Source organism: Mesorhizobium sp. WSM3873 (assembly GCF_001672445.1).
Taxonomy (GTDB): Bacteria; Pseudomonadota; Alphaproteobacteria; order Rhizobiales; family Rhizobiaceae; genus Mesorhizobium.
Genome location: NZ_LYTM01000016.1, coordinates 18,393 through 33,752 on the forward strand (window position 1 = coordinate 18,393; position 15,360 = coordinate 33,752).

A 15,360-nucleotide genomic window follows, 5' to 3' on the forward strand; every position below is an offset into this window, starting at 1 on the left:
GCCAATTAAAGGCGATGCATAAGCCCCGGTCGAGCGGAGTGCGGCAAAAAGCACTTTCAAAAATTTTCGGGGGAATGCACGAGCACTCCTTTCGATATCTTCATCTCAACATTCGGGCAGGAGCGATCATGCGTTACGAACGGGACATGCGCGGTTACGGAGCCAATCCGCCGGACCCGAAATGGCCCGGCGGCGCCTATGTCGCGGTGCAGTTCGTCGTCAATTACGAGGAAGGCGGCGAGAACTGCGTGCTGCACGGCGACAAGGCTTCCGAAGCCTTCCTATCCGAGATTGTCGGCGCCGCCCCCTGGCTCGGCCAGCGCCATTGGAACATGGAATCGATCTATGAATACGGCGCCCGCGCCGGCTTCTGGCGGCTCTACCGGCTGTTCACGCAAGCTGAGGTGCCGGTGACCTGCTACGGCGTCGCCACGGCGCTGGCACGCTCCCCCGATCAGGTCGCGGCGATGCAGGAGGCCGGCTGGGAGATCGCCTCGCACGGGCTGAAATGGATCGACTACCGCGATCATAGCGCGGAGGACGAGCGACGCGACCTCGAAGAGACGATCCGTCTGCATTACGAAGTGACCGGCGCGCGGCCGACCGGCTGGTACACCGGCCGCACTTCCGTCAACACGGTGCGACTCGTCGCCGAGGAAGGCGGCTTCGATTACGTCTCCGACACCTATGACGACGAATTGCCCTACTGGTTCGACCGGGATGGTTTGGAGAAGCCGCAGCTCATCATCCCCTATACGCTCGACGCCAACGACATGCGCTTTGCCACGCCGCAGGGCTTCAATTCGGGCGACCAGTTCTTCGCCTATCTGAAGGACAGTTTCGACACGCTCTATGCGGAGGGCAAGGCGGGGCGGCCGCGCATGATGAACATCGGCCTGCATTGCCGGCTGATCGGCCGTCCGGGCCGCGTGGCGGCGCTGAAGCGCTTCGTCGACTATGTGAAGTCGCATGACAGGGTGTGGCTGACCCGGCGCATCGATATCGCAAAACACTGGCGCGAGACGCACCCCTACCAGGCGCCGGCGCTGCGCCCGTCTCGGATGGAATTCGAGGAATTCGTGCATGCCTTCGGCGGGGTGTTCGAGCATTCGCCGTGGATCGCCGAGCGGGCCTACGAACTGGAGCTCGGCCCGGCCCATGACAGCGCCGGCGGCCTGCACAACGCGCTCTGCCGCGTCTTCCGCGCGGCGACCGAGGCCGAGCGGCTTTCCGTGCTCAACGCCCATCCCGACCTTGCCGGCAAGCTGGCGGCGGCCAAGCGGCTGACGGCGGAATCAGCCAAAGAACAGGCCTCCGCCGGGCTCGACGCGCTGACCGACAAGGAGCGCGAGCTGTTTTCGAAGCTCAACGCCGCCTATGTCACGACCTTCGGCTTTCCCTTCATCATCGCGGTCAAGGGCAAGACGAAGGACCAGATCCTGGCGGAGTTCGAGGCGCGCATCGGCAACAGCCGCAGCAATGAATTCGACACCGCGTGCAAACAAGTCGAGCGCATCGCGCTGCTTCGGCTGAAAGACATGCTTCCAAAATAGGCTTCAACACATGGACAGGATGAACATGGCCGAGCGAACCTATTACGCGCCGCATGGCGGCCATCCCGGTCAGCACGAGCTGTTGACCGGCCGCGCCGTCTTCACCGAAGCCTATGCAGTCATCCCCAAGGGCGTGATGCAGGACATCGTCACCAGCCCGCTGCCGTTCTGGGACAAGACAAGGGCCTGGATCATCGCAAGACCGCTTTCGGGCTTCGCCGAGACCTTTTCGCAGTACATCGTCGAGGTCCTGCCCGGCGGCGGCAGCGACCGGCCTGAGCTCGACCCCGAAGCCGAGGGCGTGCTGTTCGTGGTCGAGAGCGAGCTTACGGTCTCGCTTGCCGGCAAGAACCATGTGCTTCGCCCAGGCGGCTTCGCCTTCCTGCCGCCGGGCAGCGGCTGGACGGTGCGCAATGAGAGCAGCGGTGCGGTCCGCTTCCACTGGGTCCGCAAGGCCTATGAGGCGGTCGACGGCCTCGACGTTCCGGAAGCCTTCTTCAGCAGCGACAAGGAGGTCGAGCCGAGCCCGATGCCCGGCACGGGAGGCCACTGGGCGACGACGCGCTTCGTCGACCCGGCCGACATGCGCCACGATATGCATGTCACCATCGTCACGCTCAAACCCGGCGCGGTCATCCCCTTCGCCGAGACCCATGTCATGGAGCATGGGCTCTATGTGCTCGAAGGCAAGGCAGTCTATCGCCTCAATCAGGACTGGGTCGAGGTCGAGGCCGGCGACTTCATGTGGCTGCGCGCCTTTTGCCCGCAGGCCTGCTACGCCGGCGGTCCCGGGAATTTCCGCTACCTGCTCTACAAGGACGTCAACCGGCACGCCAAGCTTGGCGGCGCCCTTGGGGCTCGCGCGCGGTGACCCAAATCGTGGCCCAGCCGCTGACACGCGAAAACTTCGCGCCGTTTGGCGACGTGATCGATATGGGCGGCGAGAACCGCTACCCGATCAATGGCGGCAAGGCGATGCGCTACCACGATCTCGCCACCGCCGAGGCCACCGGGCCGAATGCCAAGGTGCTGATCTCGATGGTGCGCGGCACCCCCTACGAGATGCCGCTGAAACTGACCATGGTCGAGCGCCATCCGCTCGGCAGCCAGGCTTTCATTCCGCTGTCGCCGCGGCCCTTTCTGGTTGTCGTCTGCCATGACACTCCGGACGGCCCAGGCGAGCCGCACGCCTTCATCACCGCGCCCGGGCAGGGCATCAACTACCGGCGCAACCTCTGGCACGGCGTGCTGACGCCGATCGGCGAGGAACAGGACTTCCTCATCGTCGACCGCGGCGGCGACGGCGCCAACCTCGAAGAGTGCCATTTCTCGCACCCTTACGAGATCCATCTTCCCTGAAAGCTGCCAGTTTTTCCCGATGACAGACATTTCGCTGATCGACCGCCTGCTCGACGTTATCGAGCACGATATCGTGCCGAAGACCGCTGAAGGCGTTGCCCATGGCAACAAACTCTTCGGCGCCGCCATCCTGCGGAAAGACGACCGCTCGCTGGTGCTCGCCGAAACCAACAACGAAATCGAAAATCCGCTCTGGCATGGCGAGATGCACTGCCTGAAGCGATTTTACGAAATGCCCAGGGCCCAGCGCGTCGACACCAGGGATGCGCTGTTCCTGGCCACGCACGAGCCCTGCTCGCTGTGCCTGTCGGCGATCACCTGGACCGGCTTCGACAATTTCTACTACCTCTTCAGCCACGAGGACTCGCGCGACAGCTTCGCCATCCCGCATGACCTGAAGATCCTGAAGGAGGTCTTCACACTCGATCCCGGCGGCTACAACGCCGAGAACGCCTATTGGAAGAGCTTTTCCATACGCCGGCTGGTGCGCGCTTTGCCCGAGGCGGAACGCAGGCGGCTGGAGGCGCGCATTGCCAAGATCTCCGCACGCTATGACGCGCTGTCCGGTACATACCAGGCGAGCAAGGCCGACAACGACATTCCGCTGAACTGACGCTTTGAACTGACGCTTATTGACCAGCCGATTTCGCCGGCTGGCCCACGACGCCTCAGCGACGGTTCCATCATGTGCCTTGCATGAAAACCGTCACAGAATTCCCTCGCAAGGTCGTCGAATTTCCCGATATGGGCATCGTCATGCCGGATGGCTGCCGGCTGTCGGCGCGTATATGGATGCCTGAGGATGCCGGCGACAACCCGGTGCCGGCGGTCCTCGAGCATTTGCCCTACCGCAAGCGCGACGGCACCATCTTCCGCGATCAGCTGACGCATCCCTATTTCGCCGGACACGGCTATGCCTCGATCCGCGTCGACATGCGCGGCAACGGCGATTCCGAAGGGCTGATGGACGACGAATATTCCGAGCAGGAATTGCAGGACGCCTGCGACGTCATCGCCTGGGCGGCCGCGCAGCCCTGGTGCAACGGCAATGTCGGCATGATGGGCATATCCTGGGGCGGCTTCAATTGCCTGCAGGTCGCGGCAAAGCAGCCGCCTGCGCTGAAGGCGGTGATCAGCCTGTGCTCGACCGTCGATCGCTATGCCGACGACATCCACTACAAGGGCGGCTGTCTGCTGCTCGAGAATTTCGGCTGGGCCTCGACGATGCTCTCCTACTCATCGCGGCCGCCGGATCCGGAAATCGCCGGCGGCAACCGCTGGCGCGATCTGTGGCTGAGCCGGCTGGAGAACCAGGCTTTTCTCGCGCCGCTATGGCTCAGCCACCAGCATCGCGATGCCTACTGGAAACGCGGCTCGATCTGCGAGGACTTTTCGGCCGTTAAGGCGGCAGTGCTGTCGATCGGCGGTTGGCATGACGGCTACCGCAACACGATCTCCAATCTCGTCACCAACATCCAGGCGCCGGTGAAGGGCATCGTCGGCCCCTGGATCCACAAATATCCGCATTACGCGGCACCCAATCCGGCCATCGGCTTCCTGCAGGAGGCGCTGCGCTGGTGGGACCGCTGGCTGAAGGGCGCGGCGACCGGCGTCGAGGCCGACCCGGACTACCGCGCCTATGTGATGGACAGCGTGCGTCCGGCCCGCTGGCATCCCGAACGGCCAGGCCGCTGGATTGCGGAACAGCAATGGCCCTCGCCCAACATCAAGATCAAGGCAACCGGGCTCATTCCCGAGGGCGCCGGGCCGGCAATCGTCGCCTCGCCGCAAAGTTGCGGGCTTGCGGGCGGCGAGTATTTTCCCTTCACCTTCGGTCCGGAACTGCCGGGCGACCAGCGCCCCGACGACGCGCTTTCGGTATGCTTCGACCAGGTCGAACTCGAGGAGGCGATCGACATCGTCGGCGCGCCGGAAGTCGAAGTACGGGTCGCCTCGGACCGCCGCCAGGCCAACATCGCGGTGCGTCTCTGTGACGTGCATCCGGACGGCGCCTCGGAGCTGATCTCCTATGGCGTGCTCAACCTCACCCACCGCAACTCGCACGAGTTCCCGGAAGCGCTGGTGCCAGGCGAGACGGTCTCGGCACGCGTCGTGCTCGATCAGTGCGCCTACCGGGTGCCGGCCGGGCACCGGCTGCGGGTCGCCGTCTCGACGGCCTACTGGCCGATGATCTGGCCGTCGCCGGAGCCGGCGACGCTCGAACTGTCGGCCGCGACGCTCAAGCTGCCGCTGCGCCCGCCGGCGACGGCCGACGAGGTGTCGTTCCTCGAACCGGAAGGGGCTACGCCCTGGGCGACCGAGACGATCAGGCCGACCAATTCCGAACGGCATATCCACCGCAACGAAAAGACCGGCGTCGTCACGCTTGCCGTAACGGACGATTTCGGCGAGGTGCGCGACCTGGAGCACGGGCTGGTCCACGGCAGCATGGTCAGGGAGACATGGGCGATCCAACCCGACGATCCCCTGTCGGCGACGGGCAGCACGCATTGGACGCAGACATTGTCGCGAAATGAATGGTCGGTGCGGACCGAGACCTTCGCCGAGATGCGCTCGGACGCGCAAGACTTCATCCTCAGCGCCAGAATCGAGGCCTATGAGGGCGAAACACTGGTGTTCGAGCGCGATTTCAAACAGACGATTCCCCGCGCTCTCGTGTGAGCGCTGACAAGATTGGTCCAAATGCGACGCGCCATTTACGCCACGGCATGTCGCATTCGGTCTTGCTTACAGCTTTCCGTTGCGCTCATTATCCCTCACAAGAACAAGAACCGACCACATGGTCGTACCATCAGAGTGAGGAACCCGTAATGACAAACGAACTCGACTATCTCAGCCGGCGCGTCGCTGCCGGAAAGCTCAGCCGCCGCGACTTCCTTGGCCGCGCCGCCGCGCTCGGCGTCACCGCGCCCTTCGCCAACTCGCTGCTTTCGAGCGCTGCCCGGGCTGCCGGCCCCGTCAAGGGCGGCACGTTGAAGGCCGGCCTGGTCGGCGGTGAATCCACCAACAGCCTCGACCCCGCGCTGATGATGACCCAGGTGCCCTTCGCCTTCGGCAAGTGCTGGGGCGAAATGATCGTCGAGCTGTCGCCCGACGGCAAGCTCGAGAACCGCATCGCCGAGGAAATCGGCTCTTCCGACGACGCCAAGGTCTGGACGCTGAAGATCCGCGACGGCATCGAATTCCACAACGGCAAGACGGTGACCGCCCAGGACGTGGCAGCCACGCTCGAGCGCCATTCGGACGAGAAGTCGAAGTCCGGCGCGCTCGGCTACATGAAGGGCATCGAGACCATCAAGGCCAACGGCAAGGAAGTGGTGCTGACCCTGAAGGAAGCCAACGCCGACCTTCCCTATCTGCTCAGCGACTATCACCTGATCGTCCAGCCGAATGGCGGCAAGGACAAACCCGATGCCGGCATCAGCGCCGGCCCTTACAAGGTCAAGGTCAACGAGCCCGGCGTGCGCCATGTCGGCGAACGCTTCGCCAACTACTGGCAGGGCGACAAGATGGGCCATGCCGACCAAGTCGAAGTCGTCGTCATCAACGACGCGACGGCGCGCACGGCGGCCCTGCAGGGCGGTCAGGTCAACATGATCAACCGCGTCGAGCCGAAGATCGTCGACCTGATCAAGCGCGTGCGGGGCGTCACCATCCGCAACCACTCCGGTCCCGGCCACTACGTGTTCATCATGCATTGCAACACGGCGCCGTTCGACAACAACGACCTCAGGATGGCGCTGAAGCTGGCGATCAACCGCGAAGAGATGCTGAACAAGGTGCTGCGCGGCTACGGCTCGCTCGGCAACGACTTCCCGATCAACGCCTCCTACCCGCTGTTCACCGAGATCGAGCAGCGCAAATACGACCCCGACAAGGCCAAGTTCCACTACAAGAAGTCGGGTCACGACGGCGCCGTCCTGCTCAGGACGTCGGATGTCGCCTTCCCCGGCGCGGTCGATGCCGCGCAGCTCTATCAGCAGAGCGCGGCCAAGGCCGGCATCAAGCTGGAAATCAAGCGCGAGCCCGGCGACGGCTATTGGAACGAAGTCTGGAACAAGCAGCCCTTCTGCGCTTCCTATTGGGGCGGCCGCTCGACGCAGGACCAAATGTACTCGACCGCGTACCTGTCGAGCGCCGACTGGAACGACACGCGGTTCAAGCGGCCGGACTTCGACAAGATGGTGCTGGCGGCGCGCGCCGAGCTCGACGAGGCCAAGCGCAAGCAGATGTACCATGACATGGCTGTGATGGTGCGTGACGAGGGCGGCTTGATTCTGCCGATGTTCAACCAGTTCATCGACGCAACTGGTACCAAAGTCGGTGGCTGGGTGGACGATCCGCATCAGGAGCTGATGAACGGCTACGCCTTGGCGAAGTGCTGGATGGAAGCCTAAGGTCCGGCCTTGCGGAGATGTCCTCACCCGTCGTGAAACTGGTGGCCCAGCGCGCTGCGCTGGGCATCCTCCTTCTGCTGGCCGTTTCGGTCCTGATCTTCGCCGGCACGCAGATCCTGCCCGGCGACGTCGCCCAAGCCATCCTCGGACAATCGGCGACGCCGGAGTCGCTCGCCAATCTGCGCGAACAGCTCGGACTCAATCAGCCTGCCTATATCCGCTACTTCCACTGGCTGGGCGGCGTGCTCACCGGCGATCTCGGCACTGCCATGTCGAGCGGCCAGGACATAGCGACATCGATCAAGGAACGGCTGTGGAACACCTTGTTCCTGGCCTTCTGGGCGGCAATCGTGGCCATTCCGCTGGCGATCACGCTTGGCCTGATCGCGGTGCGCTACCGCAATGGCTGGGTCGACAAGATGATCTCCGGGGTGGCGCTCGCCTCGACTTCGTTCCCGGAATTCTTCATCGGCTACCTGCTGGTCTTCTACTTCGCGGTCGAGCATCAATGGTTCCCCGCCATCTCGACCGTCTATGACGGAATGTCGTTAGGCGAGCGCTTGCAGGCGATCGCGCTGCCGGCGGCGGCGCTGACGCTGGTGGTGCTGGCCCACATGATGCGCATGACGCGAGCGGCGATCCTCAACGTCATGCAATCGGCCTATGTCGAGACGGCGGAGCTCAAGGGGCTCTCGGCTTTCGCGGTCATCCGCAAGCATGCCTTCCCGAACGCGATCGCGCCGATCATCAATGTCGTCATGCTGAACCTCGCCTATCTGGTGGTCGGCGTCGTCGTGGTCGAGGTGATCTTCGTCTATCCGGGCATGGGGCAATATCTCGTCGACCACGTCACCAAGCGCGACGTTCCCGTCGTCCAGGCGGTCGGCCTGATCTTTGCGGCCGTCTATATCGCCCTCAACATCATCGCGGACATTGCGGCGATCGTCGCCAATCCGCGGCTCAGGCATCCGAAGTAGGGGGCGCCGGTATGCTCGATATCAGACGCACTCCTGTCGCGGCGCTGATCGGCATTGTGCTGACGACACTGTTCGTGCTGGCCGCGGTCTTGGCGCCATGGATCGCCCCGCACGGCAATGCCGAGATCGTCAGCGACGTCCCTTGGGAACCGATGTCATCGGTGCACCTGTTGGGCACCGACAATCTCGGCCGCGATCTCCTGTCCCGCATGATCTATGGCGCCCGCATCACGCTGTTCATCGCCGTGCTGGCCACCGCGCTGTCCTTTTCGCTCGGCGCCATTCTGGGCTTCTCGGCGGCGGTGTTCGGCGGCTGGTTCGACACGATGCTGTCGCGCCTCGTCGACCTGCTGATGTCGATCCCGACGCTGATCATGGGCCTGGTCGTCCTGTCGGTGCTGCCGTCCAACCTGGTGACGTTGATCCTGGTGATGGGCATCCTCGATTCGACCCGTGTCTACCGCTTGTCGCGCGCGGTGGCGGTCGACATCAACGTCATGGACTATGTCGAGGCCGCGAAACTGCGCGGCGAAGGCAGCGGCTGGATCATTTTCCGCGAGATTCTGCCGAACGCGCTGTCGCCCCTGGTCTCGGAACTCGGTCTGCGCTTCATCTATGCGGTGCTTTTCCTGTCGACGCTCTCCTTCCTCGGCCTCGGCGTGCAGCCGCCGGACGCCGACTGGGGCGGCATGGTGAAGGAGAACAAGGACGGCATCGTCTTCGGCATCCCGGCGGCGCTCATCCCGGCGGCGGCGATCGCGGCTCTGGCGATCTCGGTCAACCTTGTCGCCGACTGGGTACTCAACCGCACGACCAGCCTGAAGGGAGGGCGCGGGTGATGGCTGACAGCAAAGCAAACTCCGGCCGACTCCTCGACATCCGCAATCTGCGCATCGAGGCGACCGTCTACCCGCCCGGCGAGGCGCCGAAGACCATCACCCTTGTCCATGATGTCTCGCTGACGCTGGAGAAGGGCAAGGTGCTCGGCTTGATCGGCGAATCCGGCGCCGGCAAGTCGACGATCGGCCTGTCCTCCATGGGCTATGGCCGGGGCGGCGTGCGCATTACGGGCGGCGAGGTGATCCTCAACGGCCGCGACATACTGAAGGGCGGCAAGGAGGGCTTGCGCAAGCTGCGCGGCCGCGAAGTGTGCTATGTCGCCCAGTCGGCGGCGGCGGCCTTCAATCCGGCGCACCGGCTGATGGACCAGGTGGTGGAGGCGACGCTTCTGCACGGCACGGCAACCCGGGCCGAGGCCGAGAAGCGAGCCGTCGCGCTGTTCAAGAAGCTCAGCCTGCCCAATCCGGAAACGATCGGTGAGCGCTTCCCGCACCAGGTCTCCGGCGGCCAGTTGCAGCGCGTCATGACGGCGATGGCGCTTTGCTCCGAGCCCGACCTGATCGTCTTCGACGAGCCGACCACGGCGCTCGACGTGACGACGCAGATCGACGTGCTGGCGGCGATCAAGGACGCAATCCGCGATACCCATGTGGCGGCTTTATACATCACCCACGACCTCGCCGTGGTGGCGCAGGTCGCGGACGAGATCATGGTGCTGCGCCATGGTCGGCTGGTCGAATGGGGCGGTACCCGCCAGATCATCAAGGAGCCGCGCCAGGAATACACCAACGCGCTGGTCTCGGTGCATGAGATCGAGCACAACGAACAGCAGCCCGGCACCACACCGATGCTGTCGGTGAAGAACGTGACGGCCGCCTATGGCGGCGGCCTCGTCAAGGTGCTGAAGAACGTCTCGGTCGACATCTACCCGGGCCAGACGCTGGCCGTCGTCGGCGAGAGCGGTTCCGGCAAATCGACGCTGGCGCGCGCCATCACCGGCCTCCTGCCGCCCGAGCAGGGCAGCGTCTTCTTCGACGGCCGCACGCTTGGCAACAGGCTCTCCGATAGGCCGAAGGAGGATCTGCGCCAGCTGCAGATGATCTACCAGATGGCCGATGTGGCGATGAACCCGCGCCAGACCGTGGGAACGATCATCGGCCGGCCGCTCGAGTTCTATTTCGGCATAAGGGGCCGCGAGCGCGACAAGCGCGTCGCCGAGCTGCTCGACCAGATCGAGATGGGCAAGGGCTTCATCGACCGCTATCCGGCCGAGCTTTCGGGCGGCCAGAAGCAGCGCGTCTGCATCGCCCGTTCGCTGGCCGCCAAGCCGAAGCTGATCATCTGCGATGAGGTGACCTCGGCGCTCGATCCGCTGGTCGCCCACGGCATCCTCAAGCTGCTGCTCAACCTGCAGCAGATCGAGAAAGTGGCCTATCTCTTCATCACCCACGACCTCGCGACAGTGAAGTCGATCGCCGATTCGATCGCGGTCATGTATCGCGGCGAGGTCGTCCGCTACGGCTCCAAGAGCAAGGTGCTGGCGCCGCCCTTCGATGCCTATACCGACCTTCTATTGTCCTCCGTCCCCGAAATGGAGATCGGCTGGCTGGAGAAGGCGATCGCCGGCCGGCGCATGGAAAGCGCCGGCAACTAAGCTGGCTTGCTCTTCTCTGTGCTTCTGGGACTTGGCCGGGTCGGTCAAGCCCTCGATGCTGATCCTCCCGCAAGACCGCATGGAATTGCCGTGGCGCTTAAATCCAAATTGCTGCTCATCATCCTTGACGGCGTGCCCTACCGGAACTGGCGCCGGCTCATGGGCAATCTCGAAGGCTGGGTACAATCGGGTGAGGCGCAAGTGTGGAGAATGCGCTCCGTGCTGCCGTCAACATCGGCCTGCTGCTACGCCTCGATCCATACCGGGGTCACGCCGCAGGTTCATGGCATCCTCTCCAACGAGAACCGGTTCCGGGTCAGGCAGCCCGATATCTTCTCGGAGGTCAGCAAGGCGGGCGGCAGAACCGGGGCGGTGACGCATTCCTACTGGTCGGAATTCTTCCGCTCCCATCCGTTCGATCTGGTCGAGGACATGGAATTCGACGAGCCTGGCGGGCCGATCACGCATGGCCGCTTCCACACCATGACCGGCTACAATCTCAAGAACCAGATGACGCCGAGCGATGTCGACCTGTTCGCGACATTGACCATGCTCACCCGCCGCCACGGCATCGACTACGGCATCCTGCACAGCTGCACGCTGGACTCGATGGGCCATCGCTTCGGCCACAACTGCCACGAGATGGATCATGCCTGCTACGCGATGGACGGTATGCTCGCCGCCTTCCTCCCCGGTTGGCGCGAAGCCGGCTATGAAGTCATCGTCACCGCCGATCACGGCCAGACGGACCGCGGCCATCACGGCGGGCATGACGACGAGATGCAGGATTTCGCGCTCTACTATTTCGGGCCGGCGAAGGGTCCAGAAGCCGACGCGCTGCTCGACCAGCTGCAGCTCGCGCCGACGGTGCTGAGCCGGCTCGGAGTGGAGGTGCCGGCGACGATGAAGGGGAAGGTGTTTTTGATTTAGCTCCCCCTTCTCCCCTTGTGGGAGAAAGGTGTCGCCAAAGGCGACGGATGAGGGGTGTTCCAGTGAACGCCAACGCCTCACTCCGCTGGAACACCCCTCAACTGTCTCGGCGCTCCGCGCCGATCTACCTTCTCCCACAAGGAGAAGGGGGCGCCACCTCTGGCAACGCTCATCTTCTTCGGCTAGCTTCCGAAAATTCCTTGGCGGAGGATGAACCTTTTTGGACCGACCAGCGACAGAGCCACGAGGAGCCAGGCGGCTCGACCGGCCATGAACGCGGCGACCGAAACCGATCGCGCGCTTGTAGACCGGGTCGCGAAGGGCGACCGGGCCGCCGTGCGGCTCCTGTTCATGCGTCACCACGCGCGGATCTACCGTTTCGTGGCGCGCCAGACGGGATCGGAAATGATGGCCGACGATATCACCAACGAGGTCTTTCTTGAGTTGTGGCGCCAGGCGCCAGGCTTCGAAGGCCGCTCCGAAGTCTCGACCTGGCTGCTCGGCATCGCCCGCTTCAAGGCGCTGTCCTTGCTGCGCAAGAAGAAGGAAGACTGGATCGACGACGATGCCGCGGCGCAGGTTCCCGACAGCGCCGACACGCCGGAAGTCGTCACCATGAAAGAGGACAAGGCCGCCGCCTTGCGCCGCTTTGTCGATGCCTTGCCGGAGGAACACCGCACGGTGGTCGACCTTGCCTATTACCATGGCCAGTCGGTGACCGAGATCGGCGAGGTGCTCAACATCCCGGTCGCCACCGTCAAGACCAGGATGTTCTACGCCCGCAAGAAACTCGGCGAGGCCCTCAAGGCCGCCGGTTACGACAGGGGGTGGCCATGAGCGCCGCTGAAAAGATGTCGCGCCGCGACGAGATGGAGACGTTGCTGCCGTTCTACCTCAACGGTTCGCTGGAAGGCGCCGAACTCGAAGCCGTCGAGGAATGGCTGGCCTCCGATCCTGCGGCGATGGCCGCGCTCGGCGAGGCGGAGGCCGAATTCTCTGGCACCGCCGCCGCCAACGAGGCGATCCGACCGCCGGCCGACGCGCTCTCCCGCTTTGCAAGGGCGCTCGACGCCGAGGCCGGTCCGGCGCGCGCGCCCGCCGGCCAGTCATGGCTGGCGAAGGTCTTCGGCCGGGTCACGGCGATCCCCTCGGGCGTCGCCTGGACGGCGGCCGCGGCGCTGCTTGCGCTGGTCGTGGCGCAGTCTTTCGAGCGGCCGGGCGGCAAGGGCAACGACTTTGAAATCGCCGGCGCTCAGGATGATCTGGCGAACCTGCCCTTCGCCCTGGTGAAGTTCAAGCCGGATGCCAAGATGTCGGACATCGCCGCCTTCCTTGGCCAGAACGGGCTGAAGATCGCCGGCGGGCCGACCGCCGCCAATGTGTTTCACGTGACGATCCCGGCCAGCACGGCGGCCGACTACGACAAGCTCGTCGGCCTTATTGCCGCCCAGCCTTTCGCGGAAGCTGTGGTGCAGGGAAGGAAACCGGTCGATGGCGGCTAAGGCGGTCGTTCTTCATGCGGCAATGCTGGCGGCGACATTTGTAGGCGCTCCCGCCGTTGCGCAGACCAACGATCCGAACCTCTCGCAAAAGCAGATCGACTGCCTCAGCCGCAGGACGGCGGCCGGCGCTGACTGCGAGGACGGCGCCAAGAATGGGGGCGGGCAATCCGGCGCGGGCAATGCCGTCGGCGGCGCCGTGTTCCTGCCGTCGCTGATCGTCGACCTGTTCCCGAATCCGCCTGCACGGCCAACGCCTGCGCCAACGCAGCCGGCGCCTCCAAAGAGTCCAACAAGCTCAGCGGCGCCCGCTCCGCCGCCAAGCGGCCCCATCACACCGCCTACCGGGCTCAATCTCGCCGCGCCGCCGCGTGCGGTCAGTGGCGAGTTCGTGCCCGACGAGGTGCTGGTGACGGTCGCCGGCGATGCCGGCGCGGTGCAGCGGATCGCCACCACCTTGGGCCTGCAGGTGCGCTCGCAGCGCCAGTCGCGGCTGCTCGGCACAACGCTGGTGCGCTACGGCATTCCGGACGGACGGCCGGTCGGCGTCGTGCTGGCGCAGCTTGCCGCCGACGGGCGTACGCAGCGGCGTGAGCCCAACCACATCTATTCGCTGCAGCAGGCCGCCGGCATCGTGAACTATGCCTTCGAGCGCATCGCGCTCGATTCGAAACAGGCGAGCGGCGAGAACGTGCGCATTGCCGTCATCGACACCGGCATCGACGACGCCAACCCAGCGCTGAAAGGCGTGATCGCCGGCCAGTTCGACGCCATGCCGAACGTGCCGATCAAAAAGCGCGACCACGGCACCTCCGTCGACGGGCTGATCGCCGGCGTCGGCGTGCTGGAAGGCATGGCGCCGGGCGCCAAGATCTATCACGCACGGGCCTTCGAAGGCGGCAAGTCGAGTATGGACGTCATCCTGTCGGCGCTCGACTGGGCGGCTGAACAGGACGTGCGCATCATCAATATGAGCTTCGTCGGGCCGAAGAACGACCTCCTCGGCACGGCTTGCCGCAACGCCCGCGCGCTCGGCATGGTGCTGGTCGCGGCGGCCGGCAACAACGGGCCGAAAGCGCCTTACGGCTATCCGGCAGCCTTCGACGGCGTCATCGCGGTCACCGCGACCGACGCCAAGGACGGGCTGATGCCGCAAGCCAATCGCGGCGCCTATGTCTTCATCTCGGCGCCGGGCGTTGAGATGGTTGCGCCGAGCGGCACCGGCTCGGACGTGGTGACCGGCACCTCCTTCGCCGCCGCGATCGTCTCAGGCGCGATCGCCAACCTGATCCATGCCGCCCCCGACCGCTCGGCCGATGAGATCGAGAAGGCGCTGGCGGCCACGGCCAAGGATCTCGGCCCGAAGGGGCGGGACAATGACTTCGGCTATGGGCTGTTGGATATCAAGGCGGCCGCAGCGGCGAAGGAGTGAGTCTCGTGTTTGAGGCTCATGCCCCGATGCTCTTCTGTTGCAACTCAATCAATTGGCTATCGCAAATGACCGCGATGAGCGGAGTCGGCCGTTCGACAAATAGGCACGAACATCTTAGCTTCTACAAATGATAGCCGATCTTCCCGAACTTCGGGGCGCTCGCCTCATCCTTCGCAGACCAATTCCCCAAGATGTGGACACGCGGCTAGCGCTTGGTCGGCATCGCGAGATCGTTGAAGCCTATGGTCGGAGATTCGGCCCAAACACAACCTTTACCCGAGGAGAAGCCGAGGCTGCCATTCGCTTCATCGAGCAACAGAACTGTGCCTGGGTCATTGATGCCGGTTCCTTCGTCGGCCATGTCCGCCTGCACAGCATAGATTGGCAGGACAAGAGGGCAGCCTTGGCCATCGGCATCGACGACCAAGCATATCTAGGCAAGGGGTATGGTACCGAAGCGATCAGGCTTGTGCTCGAATATGCGTTCGGTCGTGGCCTGCATCGAGTTTCGCTAAGGGTCTTATCGAGCAATTTCCGCGCGATCGCCTGCTATCGCAAGTGCGGATTTGTGGAGGAGGGGCGCGAGCGCGAAGCCGCATTCGTCGGCGGGGCTTGGCAGGATGACATCATTATGGGGCTGCTGGACAGAGAATTCAGTCCGTTCTGAAGGTCGACCCCCCCGGTCGCTTCAGAAGAAT

14 protein-coding genes are annotated in these 15,360 nt (G+C 64.3%); all 14 read left to right on the forward strand.

Translation table 11 applies throughout. The features are described 5' to 3' along the window. Positions 1 to 128 precede the first annotated feature (128 nt). The 14 genes from puuE to A9K71_RS13530 all read left to right on the forward strand — a co-directional run bounded on the left by puuE (position 129) and on the right by A9K71_RS13530 (position 15,329). Positions 129 to 1,553, forward strand: a complete 1,425-nt coding sequence (puuE, locus tag A9K71_RS13465) for an allantoinase PuuE (protein WP_066995960.1) — start codon at positions 129 to 131, stop codon at positions 1,551 to 1,553. A gap of 10 nt (positions 1,554 to 1,563) precedes the next feature. Continuing rightward, entirely contained in the window at positions 1,564 to 2,424 is an 861-nt protein-coding gene (locus A9K71_RS13470; RefSeq protein ID WP_066995963.1) for a bifunctional allantoicase/(S)-ureidoglycine aminohydrolase, read from the forward strand. Next, a complete protein-coding gene (locus tag A9K71_RS13475; RefSeq protein WP_066995966.1) occupies positions 2,421 to 2,912 on the forward strand; it encodes an ureidoglycolate lyase in 492 nt (163 codons plus the stop codon). Before A9K71_RS13470 ends, A9K71_RS13475 begins: the two co-directional genes overlap by 4 nt. A 19-nt stretch (positions 2,913 to 2,931) precedes the next feature. Further along, a complete protein-coding gene (locus A9K71_RS13480) occupies positions 2,932 to 3,525 on the forward strand; it encodes a nucleoside deaminase (RefSeq protein ID WP_066995970.1) in 594 nt (197 codons plus the stop codon). Between the two features lie 83 nt (positions 3,526 to 3,608). Continuing rightward, a complete protein-coding gene (locus tag A9K71_RS13485) occupies positions 3,609 to 5,594 on the forward strand; it encodes a CocE/NonD family hydrolase (RefSeq protein ID WP_066995973.1) in 1,986 nt (661 codons plus the stop codon). A 149-nt stretch (positions 5,595 to 5,743) separates the two neighbouring features. Then, the gene (locus A9K71_RS13490; protein ID WP_066995976.1) at positions 5,744 to 7,330 is read left to right on the forward strand and encodes an ABC transporter substrate-binding protein; all 1,587 of its coding nucleotides are present in this window, start codon (positions 5,744 to 5,746) and stop codon (positions 7,328 to 7,330) included. 17 nt (positions 7,331 to 7,347) lie between these two features. Then, positions 7,348 to 8,307 (forward strand): ABC transporter permease, encoded by a 960-nt coding sequence (locus tag A9K71_RS13495; protein ID WP_066995979.1) that lies wholly within the window; start codon positions 7,348 to 7,350, stop codon positions 8,305 to 8,307. An 11-nt stretch (positions 8,308 to 8,318) separates the two neighbouring features. Beyond that, on the forward strand, positions 8,319 to 9,146 hold the full coding sequence (locus tag A9K71_RS13500) for an ABC transporter permease (RefSeq protein WP_066995982.1): 828 nt from the start codon (positions 8,319 to 8,321) through the stop codon (positions 9,144 to 9,146). Next, complete coding sequence (locus A9K71_RS13505; RefSeq protein ID WP_066995985.1) at positions 9,146 to 10,801, forward strand: ABC transporter ATP-binding protein; 1,656 nt, start codon at positions 9,146 to 9,148, stop codon at positions 10,799 to 10,801. The genes A9K71_RS13500 and A9K71_RS13505 overlap by 1 nt, the downstream gene beginning before the upstream one ends. Positions 10,802 to 10,891: 90 nt before the next feature. Continuing rightward, positions 10,892 to 11,731, forward strand: coding sequence for an alkaline phosphatase family protein (locus tag A9K71_RS13510; protein WP_066995989.1), 840 nt, complete (start codon positions 10,892 to 10,894; stop codon positions 11,729 to 11,731). Between the two features lie 270 nt (positions 11,732 to 12,001). After that, entirely contained in the window at positions 12,002 to 12,568 is a 567-nt protein-coding gene (locus tag A9K71_RS13515; protein WP_066995992.1) for a sigma-70 family RNA polymerase sigma factor, read from the forward strand. After that, the gene (locus A9K71_RS13520; RefSeq protein WP_082980509.1) at positions 12,565 to 13,233 is read left to right on the forward strand and encodes an anti-sigma factor; all 669 of its coding nucleotides are present in this window, start codon (positions 12,565 to 12,567) and stop codon (positions 13,231 to 13,233) included. Before A9K71_RS13515 ends, A9K71_RS13520 begins: the two co-directional genes overlap by 4 nt. Beyond that, positions 13,223 to 14,662 (forward strand): S8 family serine peptidase, encoded by a 1,440-nt coding sequence (locus A9K71_RS13525; RefSeq protein WP_066995998.1) that lies wholly within the window; start codon positions 13,223 to 13,225, stop codon positions 14,660 to 14,662. The genes A9K71_RS13520 and A9K71_RS13525 overlap by 11 nt, the downstream gene beginning before the upstream one ends. Positions 14,663 to 14,789: 127 nt before the next feature. Then, a complete protein-coding gene (locus A9K71_RS13530; RefSeq protein WP_066996000.1) occupies positions 14,790 to 15,329 on the forward strand; it encodes a GNAT family protein in 540 nt (179 codons plus the stop codon). Positions 15,330 to 15,360 lie beyond the last annotated feature (31 nt).

Excerpts from the sequence above, each read along its gene's own strand:
- A9K71_RS13495 (WP_066995979.1), top strand. The coding sequence starts at position 7,348 with ATGTCCTCACCCGTCGTGAAACTGGTGGCCCAGCGCGCTGCGCTGGGC.
- A9K71_RS13530 (WP_066996000.1), top strand. The coding sequence starts at position 14,790 with ATGATAGCCGATCTTCCCGAACTTCGGGGCGCTCGCCTCATCCTTCGC.
- A9K71_RS13505 (WP_066995985.1), top strand. The coding sequence starts at position 9,146 with ATGGCTGACAGCAAAGCAAACTCCGGCCGACTCCTCGACATCCGCAAT.
- A9K71_RS13525 (WP_066995998.1), top strand. The coding sequence starts at position 13,223 with ATGGCGGCTAAGGCGGTCGTTCTTCATGCGGCAATGCTGGCGGCGACA.
- A9K71_RS13470 (WP_066995963.1), top strand. The coding sequence starts at position 1,564 with ATGGACAGGATGAACATGGCCGAGCGAACCTATTACGCGCCGCATGGC.
- A9K71_RS13515 (WP_066995992.1), top strand. The coding sequence starts at position 12,002 with ATGAACGCGGCGACCGAAACCGATCGCGCGCTTGTAGACCGGGTCGCG.
- puuE (WP_066995960.1), top strand. The coding sequence starts at position 129 with ATGCGTTACGAACGGGACATGCGCGGTTACGGAGCCAATCCGCCGGAC.
- A9K71_RS13480 (WP_066995970.1), top strand. The coding sequence starts at position 2,932 with ATGACAGACATTTCGCTGATCGACCGCCTGCTCGACGTTATCGAGCAC.
- A9K71_RS13500 (WP_066995982.1), top strand. The coding sequence starts at position 8,319 with ATGCTCGATATCAGACGCACTCCTGTCGCGGCGCTGATCGGCATTGTG.
- A9K71_RS13490 (WP_066995976.1), top strand. The coding sequence starts at position 5,744 with ATGACAAACGAACTCGACTATCTCAGCCGGCGCGTCGCTGCCGGAAAG.
- A9K71_RS13485 (WP_066995973.1), top strand. The coding sequence starts at position 3,609 with ATGAAAACCGTCACAGAATTCCCTCGCAAGGTCGTCGAATTTCCCGAT.
- A9K71_RS13520 (WP_082980509.1), top strand. The coding sequence starts at position 12,565 with ATGAGCGCCGCTGAAAAGATGTCGCGCCGCGACGAGATGGAGACGTTG.